The following is a 20,171-nucleotide window of genomic DNA, read 5'->3' on the forward strand; positions in this document are numbered from 1 at the left end:
CGTCTGGTTGGAGGAATCGGCGGTCACAGGATGGTCAGCAGCAAGGGGTCCGATTGGGCGGCCGTGCCGACCTGCCGGACCCAGAGCGGCTTTCCGGCGTGCGCGGCGTTGATGTCCGTGGACAGTGTAAAGGCGGACAGGCTCACGCGAAATTCCAGGTCGGGCCGCGAGACGTCACCGATCCCGACGCGATAGGTTTCGCTTTCCTCGCCGAGAGGGACTTCGATCTCGCTGTGCCAGACCAGCGCTCCGCGGGCCCGGCGCGTCCAGGATGCTTGCAACAAGCCGTCGGTCCGGCGCTCGATTCGCGCATGGACCGGGACGAGGGGCGTGATCGAGTTTCCGGGATTGGTCAGCTCGGCCATCACCGGCGAATCGTCGGCGGACCCGATGGCGGCGAGGACCGGCGGATCGCCTGCCAGCACCGCGTTGGCCTCCAGCGGGATAAGGCTGTCGTCGAGCAGGACGATGAACGTCCCCGTGGCGTGGCCGGCCATGGCAGCGGGTTCGGTTCCGGCGCGGCCGCGCAGCAGGCCGGCAAGACGCCACTGCGCCGCTCCGGTATGGTCCGCGCGGAGGAACTGCACCACCTCGCCGCCGATCATCAGGCGATTCGCGCCGCGCGCGAGTCCCTCCATGTCCGTCGTCTCGAGAATATGGTCCGGATTGACGAGGCCGACATCGAGCTGCGCGTTCCGCTCGAGCAGCAGGGCCGGCGACGGCGCGAGCGGTTCTGCGAGATGGCCGATGACGGCCTGCCGGCGCCCGGTCGCACCGATCGGCACGAAGCTGTCGCCGCGGCGCGAGAGAATCTGCGCCCCGGACCAGTTCGGCCCCGTGGACGCCGCTGCGGCGTAGATGCGCCGGCCCGCCTGATTCTCCTCGTGCGCCGGTGCCTCGAAGGCAAGGAAGATCGTGGGCGAAGGCAGGCGGTCGCGCGCCAGCGCAGGCTCCCCGGTGGCACCTCCATCGGATGAGGCCCGATGCTCCCCGGCGCGTTCGAGCACGAGTTCAGTGCCATCTTCCAGCCACTCCGCCGTCGTGACGCGCCACACACCGGGATGACCGGGCACCCGCACCGACCTGCCCGGGCGCAGCGACGGGTCGATCGCTGCCATGCGGTACCGCATCCGGTCGGTACGCCTTCGCGCCCGCGCGCTGGCAGTGTTCGCCAGGCGGAAGGCGTCCTGCGCGGAAAGTACCGCGGGTATCTCGACCGGGCGGGCCGTCCTGCCGGTTCCCATTGCCGACGGCCATTGCAGGCCGGGCTGGTATTCCCGTCCGCTGTCGTAATAGCGGATGGCGACGGCGATCGCTTCCGAAGGCTCGCGCTCGCTTGCCATGCCGGACTGCGCACCGAAATCGGCGTCCCGTTCCACAGTCGCTTCGGGCAGGTCGACCGGATCGGTCACATAGGCGTCTTCCAGCGTTACGCGCACCGTCGCGCCGGTTTCGTCCAATGTCAGCGGATAGAGCGCGTCGATCGTCTCCAGAACTGCCGCCTGGTCGGGCGCGTCCAGCGTCAGGCCGGCAAGGCCTTGCAGGATATCGGGTCCCGCCAACCAGCCGGATCCCTCAGCCAAGGCGGCGAATGTGACCGGCCCTTCGTCGGCGAACACTTCGAAGCTCAGCGCCGGGATGCGGTTGCCGAAGCCGGTCAGGTCGAGATCCTCGAACACGACATAGGCGCAATCGCGAAAAGCGGGGCAGGCCGCGCCTTGCGCCGATGCGATCAGCGGGTCCGCCTGCTGGTCGCCCAGCCCGCGATGCACGCGCATCGTTCCGGTGGCCTTCAGATCCCCCGCTGCCCCGCGCAGCAAGTTGCCGTCCGCCCAGATCCGGCCGACATCTCGGATCGGCCTGCTGGATAGGGCCACGGCCAGCGAGACGGTATAGCTGTATTGCGTCACGTCCGGCCGGCCCTTGCCGCCGCTCGGCTCCGTGCTCTCCTGAAGGTCGGTCGCCCAGATCACGGTGCCCGGCACGCGGACCCGGCCGAACTGGCGGGGGATCGGGACGCCGTAGCTGGACGTGCTGACGGCGAGCTCGGTCAGGCGTGGGCCGTTGCGCTTATCCCCGCCGAATAGGGCACCGTCCAGCGAGCGTCCCGCCAGCGCGCCCAATGCGCCGCCCACCGGGCCGGCAATGGCGGTGCCCACGGCACCCAGCAACAATGTGGCCATCAGTCGGTCTCCTCGGGAAGGCGCCAGCGCGCGATTACCGGCCAGGGAGGCGGGCCGGGGCATGCGACCACGCGGCGAAGGCCCGCATGGGCATGGACGAAGCGGTCGCGCGCCGTCGCGACCAGCAGGTGCCGCCTCGTTGTGGCCGGGCGGGCGATCAGGATATCGCCGGGCTGCACTGCGCCGGCTGCCTCTCGCAAGCCGCAGCATGCGGCGAAATCAGCGATGAAGCCGGTGGCGGCGAGGCGCAGGGCGTAGGGCGGTATGTCGGGCACCGGATGTCCGGCGGCGCGCAGGGCAAGGGCGACGAGCCCGACGCAGTCCACCCCCGTCTCGGGCGACCTGCCATGCAGCCGGAAGGGCGTGCCGCAAAGCCGCATGGCCGCATCGGCGATCGCCGCTCCGCGCACGCTCATGCCGACACCGGATAGCGGGCGAGCAGGTCGTTGCCCGGCAGGAACGGTTCGCCCCGGAAATTGCGCGCATTGCCGAAGCGCGTCGCGCAGGTCTGCAAGGTGTGGTCGCAGCCTTCGCGCAACAGGGCGCGCGTGCCCGGTTCGGGCAGGGCGTCGAGCGGAACGTCCAGAACGACGCCGCTGCCCGCGTCGCCAACGATGTCCATGGTCAGGCCCGCATGTGGTCCGCCAAGCCAGCGCAGGTGCCCGTGGACGAACAGCGCGGCATCGATTCCCTCGAAGACGACTGCGTTCGCATCTGCGTCGCTGCCCGAAACGATCCCCTCGTGCGTGAAGCGCTCGCCCGAAAGTGCACAGTCCTTGCCGCAGAAGGCGGCGCGGCAGGTGGGGCTGGTCAGCGGCGTCACGGTCCTGTCCAGCCGCGCCCGTGCGGAGAGCAGTTCCGCGTTGAAGCGCACCCCGTCGCGGCTCACCCGGCCGATTGTCCCGGCGAAGAGTTCCGCCCGCTCCAGCGTCTCCCAGTCGATCATGCCGATCCGGACCTGCGCGCCGTCGTAGCGGCCCGCAGCCAAGTCCGCTTCGTGGATCGCGGCATGCGACAGCAGCCCTTCGACATCGGCCCGGTCCTCGCGGAAGCCGGACCCGAGGCGGATCGCGCCGGGTACCATGCCCGGACCGGCGCGATGCAGCAGGCCGTCGAACCACAAATCCCGGTCGTGCGTCACGAAGCCGAGGGCCAGCCCGTCGCGACGAAAGACTTGCCAGTAGGTCGCCAGCGGCTCCAGCGCCGTCGCGCGGAACACCCGGCTCACGCGTCTTCCTCCCGAAGTTCGACGAGTGGGACGGTGGGTGCCTCCCCGGCGGCGAAGGACAGGCCGGACATGTCCAGCCGGTCCTGCTCGAAGCGGACCGGAACGTCGAACTCGAAGCCTGCGCGGATTTCCGCTCCGGCAGGCGGAGCGACCGCGAAGACGATCCGTCCGCCGTGGGCGAGCGTCCAGCCGGACACCGCCACGCCGTCTATGCTGACGCTGACGGTGCCGGGACGGGGCCGGGTGATGAAGCGCACCTGCTTCTCGTCCAGATTATCCTCGCCGTAGCGTTTCGCGAGCCGGAAGGTCGCGGTCTGGCCGTCGCCGGTGCCTATGTGCTGGTCGGCCGCGCCGGGCGCTCCAGCCATGCCTGCGGAACTGAAATCGAACGGATCCCGAAGCCGGAAGCCGCGTGCCGCGCCCCGCCGCGCGCGGAAAAAGGCGAGCAGCTGGCCGAGCTCCTCCTCCGACCGGATACCCGGTCCAACGTCGAAGCGCAGGCGCGCGTCGGACCAGTGAGAGGCGCGCCGTTCGTGGCCGGACACGGTTGTCGCGACGGAAGTGGAGAATTCCGGGCCGACCGACACGTCGCGGCCGAGTGCAAGGGGGTAGGGCACGTCGTCGAAAGCCTGCATGGCGTCCTCCCTGGGTGTGGGCAATCGTGTGAAACCGTCGCGCGTGACCTGCGGCAGCGCCCAGACATAGCTGCGGGCGACGCCGCGCCCGGCGGCCTCTTCCAGCCCTGCGTCGATGGCGCGCCAGTAGGCATCGGCGTCCTCTGCGCGCAGGACGAAGCCGGCGAGGTATTCCTGCCGGTCAGCCGGATAGCCGAGCCGCTGCTGCACGAAGGCGTATCCCGCGTGCCGCCGTGCTTCGTGTCCCGCGGTCAGCCAGTCGTAATCTTCCAGCTGGAGCATGTCGAAGCGCGGCCAGGCCCAGGTGACGGGCATGTTCGCGCGGTGCAGTTCCGGCATCTCCGGGTCGAGCACGGTTGGGGTGAAGATCAGCAGCCGGACATGCGCCCCGTCGCCGCCGATCTGCCGGACCTTGCCGGCGATGGACGCGGTGGAAACGAACAGCCGGTATCCCGCCTGGTCCAGCAGCGCTGTCTGCGCGGCGTCCATCGGCTGGCGCATGTCGGCGATGACCGGCGGATTGCCGCCGAAGGCGGTGCGCGCAGCATCGTCGTAGAGGCAGATCTTTCCGTCCGGCGTCACCCACCACCATGGCTCGCCGATCTGGAACAGCGACGCGCCGCCCGCTTCCGTCAGGAGCTGGACGAAACGCCCGGCGGTGTTGCGCAGGAATGCGAGCGCGGTCGCATTGACCGGCGACAGCAGGGTGGAGGGTGGATCCCAGCCGGTCAGCGCAGGGGTGCCGTCATGGGCGCGCTGCTTCCAGCTTTCGGGGCAGTCCCGGTTTAGCAGTTCGTAGGACAGCGACGGGATCGGCGCGAAGCCCTGCGTCACGGCCTCGCGGAAGAAATTGCGATGCCATGCTTCGGCCGGCGCGGCGAGGTCGGCGGCCGAACTTGCTTCCAGCCGCCCGGCCACGCGCTGCAGCCGGTAGTAATGGCTCATGCCGACATAGTGGACGAAGGTATCGCGATAGCCGAGCCCGCGCATAATCCGCAGCAGGCGGGCGGGCGCCTGGTTGTAACTGTCGTCGTAGGCGGTGCAGATGCCGGTCCCGTGCGGCGGCAGCAGCACATCGCCGATTTCCAGCATCGCGCGTTCCCCGTCGCAGGCGATCGCGCTCATTTCCGCCCAGCCATTCGCGCGGGCGGGCAACAGGGCATGGCTGTCCGGATCGTAGCCCGGAGGCGCGAGCGAGACGAACATCCGGTCGATGTCGGCCGGGAACACCGGGTCCCCGCCTTGCGAGATGTCCCAGCCGCCGGCGAGCGCGGAAAACGGCAGTTCGATCACCGCGTCCTGCGGCGTGCCTTCGGCATAGTTCCACAGCCGCACGAACCAGCTTCGCGGCTGGCCCTGCGCGTCGCGCCCCTCGATCGTCAGGGTCGGGCCGTGCGGCTGGTCGAGTGGGACGAGGCCGGAGGACCGCCAGCGGAAGCGCAGCGTCGTGCGGGTGTAATCGCGGTCCGTCTCGTAGGCGAGCAGAGGATGGTCGAGCGTGTCCTCGCTCCACCAGATCAGCCCGGCCAGCGCGTCGCGGTGGTGGAACTCGCATTCCACCCGCAATGCATCGGGCGCGGTCGTGACAGTGCTCGCCATCATGGGGCGCGGGAAATCGACCGTCCAGAACCGCGGATCGAACCGCTGGATATGACCGGTGTCCTGCCCGCGACGTTCGCGGGCCAGCCAGAAGGACATTGCTTTTCTCCAAGCTTTTGCGGGGCCTTCGGCCCCTCGGCTTTCCTCACTCACGCGCCCTACGGGCGCGTCGCTGCGGGCGGGCGGTCGCCCTTGCGGGCCTTCGGCCCGGGGGCGAGACTCGCTACTTCTCCAGTGCGCGGCGGATGGCGCTGGCAATCTGGCGGGACGAGCGTTGCAGGGCGCGCGGGGCGTTGGTGCCGCGTTCGGGGGCGAGGTTGATCGCGACAGTGACGGCGCGCGAGGCTCTCTGGCCCGCATCTGGTTCCACGCGCCCGGCGCTGGTGGGGACGAACACTTCGGGGCCCCGCTCCCCGACGAGGTATCCGCGCCCGGGCGCCACCGGACCGCCGGTCGCGCGGCCGGGAAGGCCGAGCAGCGCGCCGACCGATCCGCCGATGATTCCCGCCAGCCCGTCCGATCCGCCGAAGATGCGGTCCAGCCCCATCTGCAAGGCGTGGGCGGCAATTTGGTCGAGCGTGCCGGTGGCGATGCGCTTCAGTTCCTCGAACCCCAGGCCGCCCTGCCGCACGGCGCGCAGCAGGCCGGCCTCCAGCGCCTGTCCGGCACGATCGAGCCCGCTCACGAGGTCCGCGTCCAGCGTCCCGCGCAGGCGGCGGATGTCCGCTTCGAAGCCCTGCGTGCTGGCACGCACCTCGACCAGCATCGTGTCCAGTTCATCGTCCATCGGTTTCGCTTTCGATCAGCCGTGCCAGAGCGGCGCGGTCCATGGCGGGGGGATCGCAGGGCGGGGCGAGCGCGGTGGCGAGCTCGGCAGGCGTTGCCGCCCAGAACTCCCCCGGTCGCCAGCCCAGCGCGCGGGCGGACAGTGTGGCCAAAAGCTGCGCCGAGCGGGCGAAGGCGCTGTCTGGCGGCGAGCCGCTCATGTGCGGCCCTGCAGGATCTGGCCGAGCAGGATGCGCAAAGGCGGAGCACAGGCGACGAGGCCCGCCGCGGCCACCGCTTCGGCAAACGCTTCGCGGTCCATCGCGACGGTGGGATCGCGGCAGTGCCAGAACAGGGCCACCAGTTCGGCCAGCGCCAGCCGCCCGTCGCCCGCACGCTCGACCAGCGCGAAGAGCGGGCCGATTTCCTCCTCAGCCGCGACCAGCGCGGTGAAGTCCGGCCGGAGCCGCACGGTCTGGCCGGCGAGGGCGAGCGAGGCTTCGCCGCGCAGCGCATTTGCGCGGCTCATGCGGCGGCTCCGTGCTCGGCCACGGGGCCGCTGCTTTCCAACTGCACCGCGTAGTTGCGCTCCCCGTTGAAATCGCCCGCGTAATCCAGCCGCTGGACGAGGAAGCGCCCGCGCATCCGCGCGCCGTCCTCGAAGCTCAACTCGTACTGGGCGACCGTCCCGGCGAGCGCGTGGGCGCGTAGCGCGCTTTCGGCCGCGCTGCCGAGGAAGATGCCGCTGGCCGATACGGACACCGAGCGCGTCCCCGCACCCGAGAGCAGTTCGCGCCAGCCGCCGCTGCCCTTGTGCGTGACGACGACCGTATCGCCATTGACCGACATCTGGGTGGTGCGAAGGCCGGCGACCACGTCGTAACCGGGCGGCTGCGCGCCATCGGCGATCTTGAGCAGGAAGGCGGCACCTGTCTGGGGCGTCATCGGAAATCTCCTGAATCTGTGAGGTTAGGGCGGGGTCCGTCCGCGAGGGCACGGATGCGGTATTCCAGCAGGGTGGTGCGCAGGCCGCGCTCGCCCTGACGGGTCCGGGCGCGCAGGAATGTGATCGACGCAATCGCGACGCCTGTCTGGCGGCGCGGCAGCGCGGACACGCGCGCGTCGATCGCGGCGTGGAGCACCGCGTCCTCCAGCGGATCGGCGCGAGTGACGAGTTCCAGTGCCAGCCGCACTTCGCGGCCGGCCTGCGTCTTGGTACTCCAGTCGGCGGAAGCGCTGGCGGCGATGGCGAGGCAGGGCGCGCTGGCCGCATCCGGGCTTTCCTCCGTAACGCCGTTCAGCCGGTCCAGCGGGGCGGGGCCGGCGCGCAGCCAGTCGAGCATCGCTGTGCGAAGCAACTGTTCCATCAATCGTCTCCGTCGAAAATGTCGGGCCAGAGCGCGCGGGGATTGCGCCAGTCGTCCGGTCGGCGCGCGCGCTTCGCCCGGCGGGCAGAGGCGACGGCGATGCGCCGTGCACGCTCCGCCAGCCGCGCCGCGAAAGGCGGCAGGGCGGCGCGGATCATGCGATCCGCATCCTGCGCCAGGGGCGCCATAGCGCCGTGATCGCGGCGGGCGGCGGCAGGTCCTGCCCGCTGTCCCGCTCGCGGTAGAGGTGCCCTGCGAGCCGGACGATCCCGTGCCGCAGCGCGTCGGGCAACGCCTCCCATTCCGGCGCGAGGCCCGCCGCGAACGCCACCGCGATCCGCGGCGGACCGGACGGGCGCAGCAGGCGGACCCGGCCCGTCCCGTGCGCATCGATGTCGATCTCGTAATCGGCAGGCGACAGGGCAAAGCGGGCGCTTTGCGCGGGCACGGCCGATACCGCCGTGATCGCATTGACGGGCGCGGTCGGCAGCGCCTGCCAGCCGGGTTGCGCGGGCAGGATCGCCTCGCAAGCCTGCGCCAGCGGCATGACGCCGGTAAACGCCTCGCAGGTATCGGCGGCGGCGCGCAGCAGGCTTTCCAGCAACGCGTCCTGCGCATCGGTATGGATGGCGAGCCATTGCCGCAGCGACAGGAGAGCCGCTCCGCCGTAATCGGCAGGGGTCAGAATGGTTCGTCGCATTGATTTTCCCTTTGTTTGAGCGCGACGCCCTCCGGGCGCGCATCCTCGGCGGTGCGAGCGTGAAAGAGGCCCCGGTCGGCGACCGGCCGACCGCAAGGCCGACCGGCCGCCGGCGCAACTGCGCCGCCCCCTCGGAAGGCGTGCGCGCAGCGCACTGGCCGCGAGAGAAAAAACTCCCTCCCCCTATTCCTCGATCTTCAGCAGCTTGATTGCGTTGCTGTCGAGCACCTGCCCGCCCACGCGCCGGGTCGCGTAGAAGTGGACGAAGGGCTTGTTGGTGAAGGGATCGCGCAGGATCTGCGTCGCGGTGTGTTCCGCGATCAGGTAGCCGTGCCGGAAGTTGCCGAACGCGATAGGCGTGGCGCCTGCGGCGACGTCCGGCATGTCCTCCGCCTCGACCACCGGATAGCCGAGCAGGCGGTCGGGCTGCCCTTCGACCAGGCCCGGCTGCCACAGGAAGGCGCCATCCGCGGTCTTGAGCTTGCGGATGTCCGCCAGCGTGCGGGCGTTCATCACGAAGCTCGCGCCCTGCCGGTGGCCGGCCTTCAGCGCATGGACCAGGTCGAGCAGCGCCAGTTCCGCCGCACTGCCGAGGCCCGCCGCATCGCCGGTGCCCAGATATTGCAGCGTCCCGAAAGCGCGCGCGCCGTCATCCGCCGTGCTGTCCGGCGCCGTAAGGAACCCCGCCGGCTGGTCGATGCCGCTCCCGTTGACGAAGGCCGCTCCTTCGGCGCGTGCGAATTCGACCGCGATCTCGCTCGCCAGCCAGCTTTCGAGGTCGAAGCCGGCATCATCCAGCATCGCCTGGCTGGCCGCGGGGTTGGCGTAGAGCTCGCCCGTGGGCGGCGCGATCTCCGCGAAATCGGGCGTCGCGGTTTCCGGCCGCGCGGCAGTCTCGCTGACCCAGCCGCTCGCCGTGCCGCCGGTCGTGACGAGCTTGCGGTAGCCCGCGCTGCCCGTCTGCACGACCTGCGCAAGGCTGCGGATCGGGCTGATTTCGACCAGCTGGCGGGCGATCAGCGCGTCGATCTGGTGCGGGACGGCATAGCCGCCGTCGGAGGGGCTGGCGCCGCTGACGGACTTGATTTCCGCCACGCTGCCGCGCCGCAGGTATCCCTCGACGAAGCCCTTCACTTCGGGCGCGGAGGCCTCGGCGGACAGGGCCGGCCGTTGCGCCGCGCGCCCGATCCGGTCGACACGCGCCTTCACGTCGTCGACCTCGGTCCGCAAGGCCGCGACATCGGCCTCGGTCCGGTCCTGCCGAGCGACGATGTCGAAGCTCGCCTCCAGCGGGTCGGCGGCAGGCACGGGGGTGGCGATGGTATCCATGGGTAGGTCCTTTCGGTGGTGGAATGATGAGGTGTTTCGCGGCGCGAATGGCTTGGTCGCGGAGCACGGGCCAAAGGCCCGCAAGCGCGACCGCGCGCCCGCAGCGACGCGGCCGTCAGGCCGTGTGAGCGAGGACTTCGCAGCCCGGAGGGGGTGCGGGTAAAACAAGATGCACCCGAGCGCCGTGCTGCAACGGGTGCGTGACGAGGCTGACCTCGAACAGGTCGATTTCCTCCAGCGTGCGGCCTTGCGGGTGGTGGCTGGCGCGGCGGGCGCGGTAGCCGAAGCTTAGGCCGCTGATCGCGCGGGCGGCCAGCATCCGCGCGGGCCGCCCGTCCGGGTTGTCGAGCGTGGCCACGATCCGCAGGCCCCGCGCATCCTCCGCCGCCTGTTCCACCCAGCCGATCCGCCGGTCCGACCGGTGCTGCCAGAACAGCGGCAGCGGTCCGGTGCGCCCCGCAAGGCTGAGCGCGAAGGCACCGGCGCGGATCGTGTCGCGCGCGCCGTCGGGCCGGCCGAACAGAGCGGCATATCCCGCCAGCTTCATCGCAGCAGGTCCGTCATGCCGATCCGAACCGCGATGCCGACCAGCAGCAGCGCGAAGCCCGCGCGCACCAGCCATTCGACCGCCGCCTTCCACGCGCCGGCCTTCGCCTCGCGCCAGCCGCCCAGCAATTCGCGCAGCTCGGCCATGTCGCCGCGCGCGTCGTCGTCCTCCAGCCCGAGCCGGACCAGCGCGCGGGTCGCACCGATAGCGCTCGATTCCTCGACGATGGCGCGCAGCGTCATCAGCTCGGTGCCCTCGGCCCGCGCCTGCGCGATCAGCCGGGCGAGCATGTCGTCCTCGCTCATGCCGTCTCTCCGGTATCCAGCCCCAGCAGAGCGCGTTTTTCCTGTGCGGAGAGGAAATTCGCCGCGCCGATTTGCGCCCACAACCGCTCGCGGTCCTCGGCCAGCGCGGGGATCCGGTCCTGGTCCACCGCCAGCGCCGGCTGCCCGGCGTCGCCGCCGAACCAGGGCGCCAAGCCATGCGCGATCCCGCCCAGCATCTTGTTCGCCAGCGGCAGCAGGGTGAGGCGCCACAGCGCGCGGTTCGCTTCCCGGTAATTGGCGTAGGTGTTGTCGCCCGGCAGGCCGAGCAGCATGGGCGGCACGCCGAAGGCGAGCGCGATGTCGCGCGCCGCCGCCGCCTTCAGGGTGGCGAAGTCCATGTCCGCCGGGCTCAGCGCCATCGACTGCCAGCTCATCCCGCCGTCGAGCAGCATCGGCCGCCCGGCATTGCCCGCCCCTTCGAACGCGCGCGTCAGTTCGGTGCGCAGCCGCTCGTATTGCTCGGCGGTCATCTCTCCCCCGTCGCCCGGCGCATGGACCAGCGCGCCTGACGGCCGCGCCGCATTGTCCAGCAGCGCGCGGTTCCAGCGGCTGGCTGCGTTGTGGATGGCGATGGCCGGGGCCGCCGCCGCCAGCGCGCCCGCGCCGTAATGATCGTCGCCCGGATGGAAGGCCTTGAGGTGGAGGATTTCCGGCCAGCCGTCCGCGTCCTCCAGCGGCAGGTCGATCGCCCGCGCCCCCAGCCGGTAACGATAGCCGCGCGGCCAGCCGTCCTCGCCCGGCACCACGCTCACCCGGTCGGGCCGCAATGCGAACAGTTCCACCGGCGTGCCCGCGCCGTCCTTCAGCACTTGGACGTAGGCGTTGCCGTGCAGCAGCAGGTGCGCGGCGAGCGTTTCGACCAGCGATTGCCCGGCCGAGGGCGCAGCGACCAGCGCGGCGAGCTTCGGATCGCGGGCGAGGAGCGGCGCGCTGCCCACCCCCTCGGCCACGATCCGCACCGATCGCTGGGCGACCGGATTGCCTTCGTACCCGTCGCGCAGGGCCTCCGCATAATCGAACGGCGCGGCCCCGGGCCGCGCCTCGAACGCGGTCGCCCAGGGGGAAACGAACCCGCGCGCAACAGGCACGGCCGGGCGGCCCCCGCCCTTGAAGGCGGAAGCGATAGTGGTGAGCAGGGACATGCGATGTTCTCCGGTCGGGAGGGATGGTCGGTTCTGTTCGGGGCGCTGGCCACGCCCGGGTGGTCACCCCGGCCACGTGCCGGGGCGGAGCTTTTCGTGTTGCGGTTCGTCACAGGCAACTCGCTTGCCGCCAGTCCACCGTGGGCCTAGCCTCCGCCCATGCGGTGCAAGCTCGCTCTCACGGCCGTCCTGTTGCTGAATGCCTGCGCGCTGGAGAGCGACGGTCCGCCGCGCGACTGTGCGGTGGCGAAGGCGGAATTCTGGGACTGTTTCGATGAGTTTCAATCGGCGGGCTTCGAAGCCATGTGGTATGGCTGCGTTCCCCATTCTGAGCCAAAGATCTTCGAAGGCTCTTTCGGGACGGATTTCGAATGGAGCCAGTTCTTCGAGAACCGCCAGCCGTCCCCCGAAGAAGCGTTCCCGGAAGACTATTCCCCGCCGAACCTGGCTTTCAAACAAGGCGTCGTTCCTCCCGCTTCGTCGCGAGGAAACGCTCGCCTCTGGGCAATCAGGTTTGTCGGCCGGGAAGAGACGTGCCGACTTTTCCCGGAAATCCCGCCAACGTTCTTCGTCGAGAAGATATTGGACAAGGAACTGATCTGGGAAGTCAAAGGCTACCCCACCTACAGCTTCGAGTAATACCTCACAGCACCACGATCCGCGGCTCGCTGCGCTTGGTCAGCATCAGTTCGGTCAGGGCCCAGACCAGTGCATCGGCGCGGTCGGGGCTGCGGCCGGGGCCTTCGTAGGCGCCTCCTGGGACGAGGCCGCACAACTCGTCCTCCAGCGCGGCGAAGTGGCCGGCGTGGCGCACCCGGCCCGCTTCGTAGAGGGCGGCGACGGGTTCGGCCCGCGCGGTCTTGCCGCGGCTGGCATGGACCCGGCGCACGGGCAGGGCGCGGTCCGCGGCGCGCAGCACGCTTTCCACCATCGCGCCGCCCTGGTTGGCTTCGGCCACCACCCGGTCCGCGTTCCAGGCGCGCGCCGTGTCCGCCACCGCGCGAGCCCAGCGTTCGGGGCTGGCGCGGTCCACGCTGCAATCGGCCAGCACGTGGGCGATGCCGCGCGCGTCCAGCCCGGCGACCACGATGCCGCAGGCATCGCCGTTCGTGCCCGCAGGCGGATCGACGCCGACGACCACGCGGCCCATCGCCGCATCGCAAGGCACGCCCTCTGCCGCGCGGCAGCGTTCCAGCAGCGCGCGGCTCCACAGCGCGCCTTCGACCGTGTCCACCATTTCCCCGTCCAGTTCCTGCCGCCCGAAGGCGCTCTGTTCGAACTGCTCGACCATCCAGGTGAGGTAGTCGGTCGGCAGCACGGTGTTGTCCGTCGTGCGCCCGGTGGCGAGGACCACGCGGCCGGCCTGCGTTTCCGCCATCAGGCGCCGCATCAGCACAGTCGCGCGCGGGGTGGTGGTGGCGAGCACGCGGGGGGCCTCGCCCAGCCGCATGGTCAGTTGCAGATTGTTCCAGGCCTGCATGGCACGCTCGCCCGAGTTTACCCATTTGGCAATTTCGTCGCACCAGGCATGGCTGTGCTGCGGACCGCGCAGGCTTTCCGGTTCGGCCGCGGAATAGAGGGTCGCGATCGCGCCGTTCTCCCAAGTCAGGCGCCGCAATGACGGTTCGAACACCGGTGCGAGCGCGCCGGGCGCCGCAGCCAGCACGCCGCTCTCCCCCTCCACCATGATGGCGCGCGCTTCGTTGAGGCTCGCGCCTACCAGCGCGATGCGTGCGGCGGGGTCGTTGCGGGCCACGTCGCGCACCCATTCGGCCCCGGCGCGGGTCTTGCCGAAGCCGCGCCCGGCGCAGATCAGCCATGTGCGCCATGCCTCGGCCGGGGGCAGCTGCGCGTCGCGAGCCCAGCCTTCCCAGTAGAAACTGCCGAGCGCGGCCAGCTCATGCGGCTCCAGCGTCCGGGCCAGCGCCTCGCGGTCGGCATCGGCCGCGGCCCCGCTGCGGCGCAGCCATGTGCCGCGTGAGGTGCGGGCGGGTGCGCGGCTCACGGGCGGGCCCGCCGACGGGCGATCGCGCGCCGCGTCTTCGCCAGTTCCTTGGCGGCATCGGCGCCGTTTTCGCGCAGCCGGTCGATCTTCTCGTTGATCGCCTGGATCGTCGCCGCTTCCTGCGCCAGCGTGCGGCGGCCCTTCTCGCGCGCCACGTTGTCGCGATGCGCGGTGAGGCATCGCAGCGCCGTGGCGGTATCGAACCCGCGTCCGGCACCGGCCCCGGACTGGGCCGACTTTCCGGCGCGCAAATGGGCCAGCAGCTCCATTTCCAGATTGTCGTACCCTTCGGCCAGCGCCGCGTACCACGCCTGTGCAAAGTGCGGATCGGTGCGGCGCAGGGCATAGACCCGGCTGGTGGTCAGGCCCGCCACGGCGGCCGCAGCCGCGACATTGGACGTGGTGGCCAGTTCCGCCAGGAACCAGCGGATGCGCTGCGCCTGGCGGCGCGGTGCGGGACCCGGGCGCCGACGGCGCCCGTCGACGGGCGCTGCCGCATCCCACTCCTCCCGGAAGCCGGGATGCGTCGCCCGGCGCTGATAGGGCGTGGAACTGACCACCCCCGCGATGCGCGCCGCGGCCCGCACGCCCTCGCCGTTGCGCAAGGCGGCCAGGAACGGGGCGACCCACACAGGCTCGGGATCGGCAGGGGCAGGGGAGGGAGTACAGGAGGCGGCAGGCGCACGATCGGGCGCATGGTCGTTCGCCGCGTCGGGCACGGCGACGGGCACGGGCGGGCGACCGCCGGTGGCGGGCAGTTCGGGTTCGGTCATGACGGCAAGCCTTTGCGGGCGGGGGTGAGGGGGAACGCGCCAGCGGCACAAACGCAAACAGGCGGCACCGTCCCCGGCCCGCCCGCTTTCGAATCACACTATCGCGATGTTCCTGTTATGTACCAAAAGAGCGTGACGATGTCAAGCGGAAAAACCATATGGGTTATAACTTGGTTCGGCGCTAGCTGCGGAGACTTCCCGCGGTTAGCCAAAGAAAATGGCCGGTTTTGATCCGCCAGAAGATAAGGTCGAAGGTCTGAAAGTGGGGTGGAAAGCCTACATTTATAAATCGTCGATAGTACGCTGCTCAAATTGCGAAAGGTCGCATCCGATGCCTGCTACTGAAGAAAACCAATGGGAGTTCACTGTCGAAAGGCAATTGCCCCTAAAGCGTTGGCACGCTTATCGAGTTGCTGTTGATCGTATGGAAGAGTGGTGGTGGCATCCGTCCTCACGGCCTGTGACAGAGATCCGAATAGGGATGGCTGCAGGGAGCCCTTTCAAGGCCTTCACAGACAATTCCTCGGACGTGCAGGAAGGCATCGTCCTAAGCGTTCGCCCAGGCTGGTTCTTTCACATCACCGACGCGCTTCATGGAGGAATGCGTCCCGCTACACCAAGCATGGTAGGCTCTTGGACTTTCGGTTCCGCAACGGGTGGTTTTGCGAGACATGTGGCACGCATTCGCCACTTCTCCGAGGCTGACTATTCAAGGAACCTCGACCGCGGTCTGGAGCGCCGATGGAACGAGGCGGCTGATAAACTAGTGGCGCTGTGCGAAGAAGGCATTGGCGCAATTAAAAGGCATCGCGTGTAAAGGGTGACAATATGTCCGCCTTTGGGTCGTTAGCGGATGGCCCGCTAATGGGTTGGAAAGCGCGAAAGCTGCCTGTCGGCTTTTCGCAGGCGATCGACCCACGGCGAATGTCCGGTTTTGGGGTAGTTAGCGCAATCAATGAGCAATGATTGCCTGCTCCGCGGCTGAGAGCCATCTCGCGAACCATGACATGTTGCTTCTGTGTAGTCGGTCTTGCTGAGACCTTGAGCCAGTGATGCGCCGGCAATGGCTGGTTACGATAAATTCTCGGGGCGGTCCGAATTTTTTCTCATATTGTTCTAGCAATACCTGAAAGCGCGCTCCGAACCTTCTCTCAAACTCCGCATTATACTTTTCTCGAATTTGCGGGTCGCAAAGTTTTGACCCTCTAGCTCGTGCACTAGCGTAGGCGAACTCTTGTCCCCAACTTTCCGAATTAATTTCTGGCATCATTTCTAACTCGGAAGCGCTATGGCTCGCGCAGCCGAATAGAAAAAAAGGTAAAACATAACGCGAGTATGGCTTGTGCACGTAGTGCCAATAACATTTTAGCCTTCTGTCTGCAAAGGGGTCGCTTTCAGCCTGACCGCTTCCAGCTAATTCGGCGTCGAACCTGCCGTTCCGCTATCGAAGCCCAGCGCCATAGCCGGCTTGGGAGTATCTCCTTCTCGCACCCCGACGAGCCTCGCCCTAGGTGCCAAGGTGCGGTTCAGCGCTGTCGGTCCCTGCGCCACCGGACCGCGCTCAGGCCGCCGAACAGGACGCCCAGGATGATCCACACGACCCAGTCGTCGCCCTGGACGAGCTTGAAGATGCCCAGCGCGAGAAACATCACCCCGACAAACGGAAAACCCTTCTTCGCGACGTCATTCATGGCCCAAACTCCTCGCCCTTGTCGTGCCGGCGCCATGCCATCGTCCCCGGTTGGAGCGGCGTCCTCGGCTGTGCACCGATGCGAGTATAGTCTATCACAGGCTCTCGGTACTGCTGACAATTTCCGCAATCAGCTACCGCGTCAGTAAGAGGCGTTGCATTCGACGCGCACGAATTTCTGGCGGTCCGGCGAGTACAGTATGTTCACGTGCGAGCAGCCGCCGCCGTCCTTGCTGGGCATCTCGGCAGGATTGTCGATCCAGGCACTTTCGCCCGGATCGACCAGCATCAGTTCGCCTCCGCTCAAAGGGCAGGGGAACGGCGCTTCGTCGATCGTTCGACAATGCTCCTGCACGAACTGCCGATGATCGGCAGAATGGACGGTATAGACTGCTAGAACACCGGAATCGGAGTTTGCGTAATATCGCTCGTACCGGTGTAGCGGTAACGCATCTTCGGGCAATTTGACCGCCGCTTCGATCATCTCGCTCACCTTCCGCCTTTCGTCTTCGAGTTCCTCTTCGGTGATGGAGCAGCCAGCCGACAACAACAGCGGGAGAGACAGGAACGCGGGAAAGTTCGAATTCATCACTCCAACGTGCACGAGAACGTGCAGGGCAACAACCGGTTCGTTGGGTGATGGATTGCCAGTCCCTCGTACCGAGTGCGAAAGCTCTTTTGCCAATTCCTCGCCGCCGAATTCGGACTGCAATTCCAACCTGCTTTCGCTTCCTGCCACATTGATCGCCCGGCAATACGCTAGTAACCTGTAACGCCCCCACTTAACCCTTTCGAAACCATCTTTTCCGCAAAACGGCCTCATGGCCCGGGAGCGGAAAATCGAGTTGGCGGACACGCGGTTCGTCGTTCTGTTCACGCTCCTCTACGCCGGGATTGCGATGCTCTCGCTGGAGCTGGCCCAGCGGTCGGACGGCATCGCGTTCGTGTGGCCCGCCAGCGGTGTCGCGATCGCGTCCATGCTGATGCTGTCGCGCCGGCGCCATCCGGCGATGCTGCTGGGCGTGGGGATGGCGGGCTGGGCGGCGAATGCCGCATACGGCACCGATTTCCTGCTCGCGGCCGCGTTCGCCGCGGCCAATGTCGCGGAGTGCTTCATCGCGGAGCGCCTCGCCCGGCGAGCGGATCGCAACTACCTCAATTTCACCAGCCCGCGCTGGGCCTTCGTCTTCGGCGGGGGGGTCTGTGTCGCCGGCCTTTGCAGCGCGTCGATCGCCACGCTCGCAATCCTGCCCGATGGCGGCTGGCCCGCCTTCTTCGTCTCCTGGCTGACCACGGTCGTGCTCGGCGCGCTGATCGTCACGCCGCTGATGGTCGAACTGACCCGCTCCGTATTCGGCGGCAGGCGGGCGCTGACTGCGACGCCGCGCACGAAGGTCGCGGTCATGGCCTTCGTGCTGGCGATCAGCGGCGGCAGCTTCTTCCAGGACACCGCGCCCCTGCTGTTCCTCCCGCTGGGGTCGGTCATCATCGCGACTTACGTCCTGGGGGTGCGCGGCGCCGTGGGCTCCGTCTTTATCGTGGCGCTGACCGGTTCGGTCGCCACGGCGCTGGGATACGGGTCGGTCAATTTCGGCCAGTCCGATACGCAGGCGGTCATCGTGTTCTTCCAGTTCTACCTCTTGGCGACGCTGCTGTGCGCATTGCCGATGGCGGCGCTCCTGGAACGGCTTTCGCAGGCCCACGCCCAGCTGAAGCAGAGCAAGGAATTCCTCGAGACCGCCGAAGCCACCGCCAATGTCGGGCACTGGTATTTTGCGCCCGGAGAGAGCCACGTTTTCTGGTCGGACGAGGTCTACCGCATACACGGCAGGCCCGTGGGAAGCGGGACCATGCCGGTGGCGGACGCGGTGGGGGCCTACCACCCGGCGGACATGCCGCGGGTCAGGATATCGCTGGACCTCGCCATCCGTACCGGCGAGCCGTTCCTGTTCGAAGCGCGGATCGTGCGCCCCGACGGGACCGTGCGCCATGTCCAGAGCCGGGGGCAGACCGAGGTCGAGAACGGCGAGACCGTCGCCCTGTTCGGCGTCATCATCGACATCACCGACAAGACCGAGGCGCTGGAGGAGGCGAAGTCGCAGGCCGCGCATTCGCGGCGTCTGGCCGAGACCGACCAGCTGACCGGGATCGCCAACCGGAGAAAGCTGATGGAGGTCCTGTCCGGCGAGATCGAGACCTGCAAATCGGGCGCCTGTGCGCTGACCTTCGTCCTGTTCGACATCGACAACTTCAAGGCCATCAACGACACGCACGGCCACGGCGTGGGCGACGAGGTGCTGAAGCGCGTCGCCGCGATCGCCACCGATGCCGTTCGCGGCAGCGACCTCGTCGGGCGCCTCGGCGGGGAGGAATTCGGGATCGTGCTGCCCGGCTCCGGCATGGAGGTGGCGCAGGCCGTGGCCGAACGGGTCCGCCGCAATCTGAACGCGGTCCCGCTGGAAATGCTGGGCGGCCGGCGCATCTCCGCCAGCCTGGGCATCGTGGCATGGCACGCCGGCGCGGACGAGACCGCGCTGCTGCAGGCCGCCGACGCGGCCCTTTACGAAGCCAAGCGCGCCGGGAAGAACTGCATCCGGCTCGCCGCCTGAGACGGCCCGAGACGGATTGCCCGCGGCGCAACCATCGCCTAGGGCCGCCGCCATGCTTCGCGGCCTCTACAACTGGACCATGGAAAAGGCCGCCCACCCCGCTGCGGTGAGGTGGCTGGCGTTCTTCTGCTTCATCGAGGCGAGCTTCTTCCCGATCCCGCCGCATCCGCTGCTGGGCCTGATGTGCCTCGCCGAACCGCAAAAGGCGCTGCGCTTCGGGGTGATCGCCACGCTGTCCTCCGTCGCGGGCGGATTGTTCGGATACCTTATCGGCTGGGGTCTCTACGACCTGATCGGGCAGACCCTGCTCGGCGCGATCGGCCTGACGGACAGCTTCCCGGTGGCCGCCTGTTACCTGCGCGAATACGACTGGGAAGCGATCGTGGTCGCGGGCGCCACGCCGGTGCCGTTCAAGTTGCTGACGATCACGGCCGGATTCGTCGGCATGAACCTCGTCACCTTCGTCCTCGCCAGCATCGTGGGGCGCGGCATGATCTTCTTCACGGTCGGCGTGCTGTTCCGGATCTTCGGCGCGCCGATCAAGCGATTCATCGACAAGTATCTGGGCATGGTCACCGCCGCCTTCGTGGCGCTGGTGGTGGGCGGCGTGCTGGTCCTGACGCAGTTCGGCCCCGCCGACGAGGGCGAGGCCGATCCGTGCGAAGCCGCAAGCGAAGTGCGCTGAAGGTCAGCCTTCGAAGACCGTCCGCAGCGAAATCTCGCAATTCAGCAGCTTGCTGATCGGGCAGTTCGCCTTGGCGTGCTCGGCCAGCTGCTCGAACTTCGCCTGTTCCATGCCGGGCACCTTGCCCTTGGTCGACAGCTCCGACTTGGTGACGGTGAAGCCGTTGTCGTCCTTCTCCAGCGTGACGGTGGAGCTGGTCGTCAGCGTCCCGTCCTCGAAGCCCGCATCGGCCAGCTGGAAGGACAGCGCCATGGTGAAACAGGCCGCGTGCGCCGCGGCGATCAGTTCTTCCGGATTGGTGCCCGTGTCCTTCTCGAACCGGGAGCCGAAGCCGTAGGGAAGCGCGGACAGCGCGGCGGAGCCGGTCGAGATGTGCCCTTTGCCGGCCTTGCCGAGGCCCTGATACGTTGCGCTTCCGGTATTCGTGGTTGCCATAACTTTTGTCTCCTTTGCCTAAGAGACGAGGGGCGCGGCCCGATGTTCCAAAAGATGCAACAGGACGGGTCGCCCGCGGCCCGCGTGTCGTAACGCCTTGCCGCTTCCCTCCCGTGTAAAAACCGCTAATCGCAAGGGCTTGGGGAAGGGCTC

At 68.4% G+C, this 20,171-nt stretch carries 24 protein-coding genes; 4 read left to right on the forward strand and 20 right to left on the reverse strand.

All coding sequences use genetic code 11. The features are described 5' to 3' along the window. Nucleotides 1-23: 23 nt before the first annotated feature. The 15 genes from AB1K63_RS12020 to AB1K63_RS12090 form a co-directional block, all read right to left on the reverse strand. Nucleotides 24-2,183 carry a phage tail protein gene (locus tag AB1K63_RS12020; protein WP_366960402.1) on the reverse strand — a complete coding sequence of 720 codons (2,160 nt, stop codon included), beginning with the start codon at nt 2,181-2,183 and terminating at the stop codon, nt 24-26. Beyond that, nucleotides 2,183-2,599 carry an NlpC/P60 family protein gene (locus tag AB1K63_RS12025; RefSeq protein ID WP_366960403.1) on the reverse strand — a complete coding sequence of 139 codons (417 nt, stop codon included), beginning with the start codon at nt 2,597-2,599 and terminating at the stop codon, nt 2,183-2,185. Before AB1K63_RS12025 ends, AB1K63_RS12020 begins: the two co-directional genes overlap by 1 nt. Continuing rightward, nucleotides 2,596-3,411: a DUF2163 domain-containing protein gene (locus AB1K63_RS12030; protein ID WP_366960405.1), complete on the reverse strand. Its 816-nt coding sequence runs from the start codon at nt 3,409-3,411 to the stop codon at nt 2,596-2,598. The genes AB1K63_RS12025 and AB1K63_RS12030 overlap by 4 nt, the downstream gene beginning before the upstream one ends. Beyond that, nucleotides 3,408-5,744, reverse strand: a complete 2,337-nt coding sequence (locus AB1K63_RS12035; RefSeq protein WP_366960406.1) for a DUF2460 domain-containing protein — start codon at nt 5,742-5,744, stop codon at nt 3,408-3,410. Before AB1K63_RS12035 ends, AB1K63_RS12030 begins: the two co-directional genes overlap by 4 nt. 124 nt (nt 5,745-5,868) lie before the next feature. Continuing rightward, nucleotides 5,869-6,432: a tail tape measure protein gene (locus tag AB1K63_RS12040; RefSeq protein ID WP_366960407.1), complete on the reverse strand. Its 564-nt coding sequence runs from the start codon at nt 6,430-6,432 to the stop codon at nt 5,869-5,871. Next, a complete protein-coding gene (locus AB1K63_RS12045) occupies nt 6,422-6,631 on the reverse strand; it encodes a phage tail assembly chaperone (RefSeq protein ID WP_366960409.1) in 210 nt (69 codons plus the stop codon). The genes AB1K63_RS12040 and AB1K63_RS12045 overlap by 11 nt, the downstream gene beginning before the upstream one ends. Continuing rightward, nucleotides 6,628-6,939 carry a GTA-gp10 family protein gene (locus AB1K63_RS12050; protein ID WP_366960410.1) on the reverse strand — a complete coding sequence of 104 codons (312 nt, stop codon included), beginning with the start codon at nt 6,937-6,939 and terminating at the stop codon, nt 6,628-6,630. Before AB1K63_RS12050 ends, AB1K63_RS12045 begins: the two co-directional genes overlap by 4 nt. After that, nucleotides 6,936-7,355: a phage tail protein gene (locus tag AB1K63_RS12055; protein ID WP_366960411.1), complete on the reverse strand. Its 420-nt coding sequence runs from the start codon at nt 7,353-7,355 to the stop codon at nt 6,936-6,938. The genes AB1K63_RS12050 and AB1K63_RS12055 overlap by 4 nt, the downstream gene beginning before the upstream one ends. Continuing rightward, the gene (locus AB1K63_RS12060; RefSeq protein ID WP_366960412.1) at nt 7,352-7,777 is read right to left on the reverse strand and encodes a DUF3168 domain-containing protein; all 426 of its coding nucleotides are present in this window, start codon (nt 7,775-7,777) and stop codon (nt 7,352-7,354) included. The genes AB1K63_RS12055 and AB1K63_RS12060 overlap by 4 nt, the downstream gene beginning before the upstream one ends. Further along, nucleotides 7,777-7,935 carry a hypothetical protein gene (locus tag AB1K63_RS12065; RefSeq protein ID WP_366960413.1) on the reverse strand — a complete coding sequence of 53 codons (159 nt, stop codon included), beginning with the start codon at nt 7,933-7,935 and terminating at the stop codon, nt 7,777-7,779. Before AB1K63_RS12065 ends, AB1K63_RS12060 begins: the two co-directional genes overlap by 1 nt. Further along, a complete protein-coding gene (locus tag AB1K63_RS12070; RefSeq protein ID WP_366960414.1) occupies nt 7,932-8,477 on the reverse strand; it encodes a phage head-tail connector protein in 546 nt (181 codons plus the stop codon). Before AB1K63_RS12070 ends, AB1K63_RS12065 begins: the two co-directional genes overlap by 4 nt. A 183-nt stretch (nt 8,478-8,660) precedes the next feature. Beyond that, nucleotides 8,661-9,806 carry a phage major capsid protein gene (locus AB1K63_RS12075; protein ID WP_366960415.1) on the reverse strand — a complete coding sequence of 382 codons (1,146 nt, stop codon included), beginning with the start codon at nt 9,804-9,806 and terminating at the stop codon, nt 8,661-8,663. 115 nt (nt 9,807-9,921) lie between these two features. Beyond that, complete coding sequence (locus tag AB1K63_RS12080) at nt 9,922-10,353, reverse strand: HK97 family phage prohead protease (protein WP_366960416.1); 432 nt, start codon at nt 10,351-10,353, stop codon at nt 9,922-9,924. Continuing rightward, nucleotides 10,350-10,658 carry a DUF6127 family protein gene (locus AB1K63_RS12085; RefSeq protein WP_366960418.1) on the reverse strand — a complete coding sequence of 103 codons (309 nt, stop codon included), beginning with the start codon at nt 10,656-10,658 and terminating at the stop codon, nt 10,350-10,352. The genes AB1K63_RS12080 and AB1K63_RS12085 overlap by 4 nt, the downstream gene beginning before the upstream one ends. After that, nucleotides 10,655-11,821 (reverse strand): phage portal protein, encoded by a 1,167-nt coding sequence (locus AB1K63_RS12090; protein WP_366960419.1) that lies wholly within the window; start codon nt 11,819-11,821, stop codon nt 10,655-10,657. The genes AB1K63_RS12085 and AB1K63_RS12090 overlap by 4 nt, the downstream gene beginning before the upstream one ends. Nucleotides 11,822-11,980: 159 nt before the next feature. Here AB1K63_RS12090 and AB1K63_RS12095 point away from each other — a divergent pair, with 159 nt between their 5' ends. Then, the gene (locus AB1K63_RS12095; RefSeq protein WP_366960420.1) at nt 11,981-12,460 is read left to right on the forward strand and encodes a hypothetical protein; all 480 of its coding nucleotides are present in this window, start codon (nt 11,981-11,983) and stop codon (nt 12,458-12,460) included. A 4-nt stretch (nt 12,461-12,464) separates the two neighbouring features. Here the strand turns inward: AB1K63_RS12095 and AB1K63_RS12100 are convergent, their stop codons facing one another. Both AB1K63_RS12100 and AB1K63_RS12105 read right to left on the reverse strand, forming a co-directional pair. After that, complete coding sequence (locus AB1K63_RS12100) at nt 12,465-13,745, reverse strand: terminase family protein (protein WP_366960717.1); 1,281 nt, start codon at nt 13,743-13,745, stop codon at nt 12,465-12,467. A 77-nt stretch (nt 13,746-13,822) separates the two neighbouring features. Then, nucleotides 13,823-14,599, reverse strand: a complete 777-nt coding sequence (locus AB1K63_RS12105) for a hypothetical protein (protein WP_366960421.1) — start codon at nt 14,597-14,599, stop codon at nt 13,823-13,825. 217 nt (nt 14,600-14,816) lie between these two features. Between AB1K63_RS12105 and AB1K63_RS12110 the strand changes: the two genes are divergently transcribed. Further along, on the forward strand, nt 14,817-15,416 hold the full coding sequence (locus AB1K63_RS12110) for a hypothetical protein (RefSeq protein ID WP_366960422.1): 600 nt from the start codon (nt 14,817-14,819) through the stop codon (nt 15,414-15,416). A 709-nt stretch (nt 15,417-16,125) separates the two neighbouring features. Here AB1K63_RS12110 and AB1K63_RS12115 read toward each other — a convergent pair. Next, nucleotides 16,126-16,290, reverse strand: coding sequence for a hypothetical protein (locus AB1K63_RS12115; RefSeq protein WP_366960423.1), 165 nt, complete (start codon nt 16,288-16,290; stop codon nt 16,126-16,128). 141 nt (nt 16,291-16,431) lie between these two features. Beyond that, nucleotides 16,432-17,007, reverse strand: coding sequence for a hypothetical protein (locus tag AB1K63_RS12120; RefSeq protein ID WP_366960424.1), 576 nt, complete (start codon nt 17,005-17,007; stop codon nt 16,432-16,434). Between the two features lie 103 nt (nt 17,008-17,110). Here AB1K63_RS12120 and AB1K63_RS12125 point away from each other — a divergent pair, with 103 nt between their 5' ends. Both AB1K63_RS12125 and AB1K63_RS12130 read left to right on the forward strand, forming a co-directional pair. Then, a complete protein-coding gene (locus tag AB1K63_RS12125) occupies nt 17,111-18,898 on the forward strand; it encodes a diguanylate cyclase (protein ID WP_366960426.1) in 1,788 nt (595 codons plus the stop codon). 52 nt (nt 18,899-18,950) lie between these two features. Then, on the forward strand, nt 18,951-19,583 hold the full coding sequence (locus AB1K63_RS12130) for a YqaA family protein (RefSeq protein ID WP_366960427.1): 633 nt from the start codon (nt 18,951-18,953) through the stop codon (nt 19,581-19,583). 3 nt (nt 19,584-19,586) lie between these two features. Here AB1K63_RS12130 and AB1K63_RS12135 read toward each other — a convergent pair whose 3' ends face one another. Continuing rightward, nucleotides 19,587-20,018, reverse strand: coding sequence for an OsmC family peroxiredoxin (locus tag AB1K63_RS12135; RefSeq protein ID WP_366960429.1), 432 nt, complete (start codon nt 20,016-20,018; stop codon nt 19,587-19,589). Nucleotides 20,019-20,171 lie beyond the last annotated feature (153 nt).

It is taken from the genome of Qipengyuania sp. JC766 (assembly GCF_040717445.1).
GTDB lineage: Bacteria > Pseudomonadota > Alphaproteobacteria > Sphingomonadales > Sphingomonadaceae > JC766.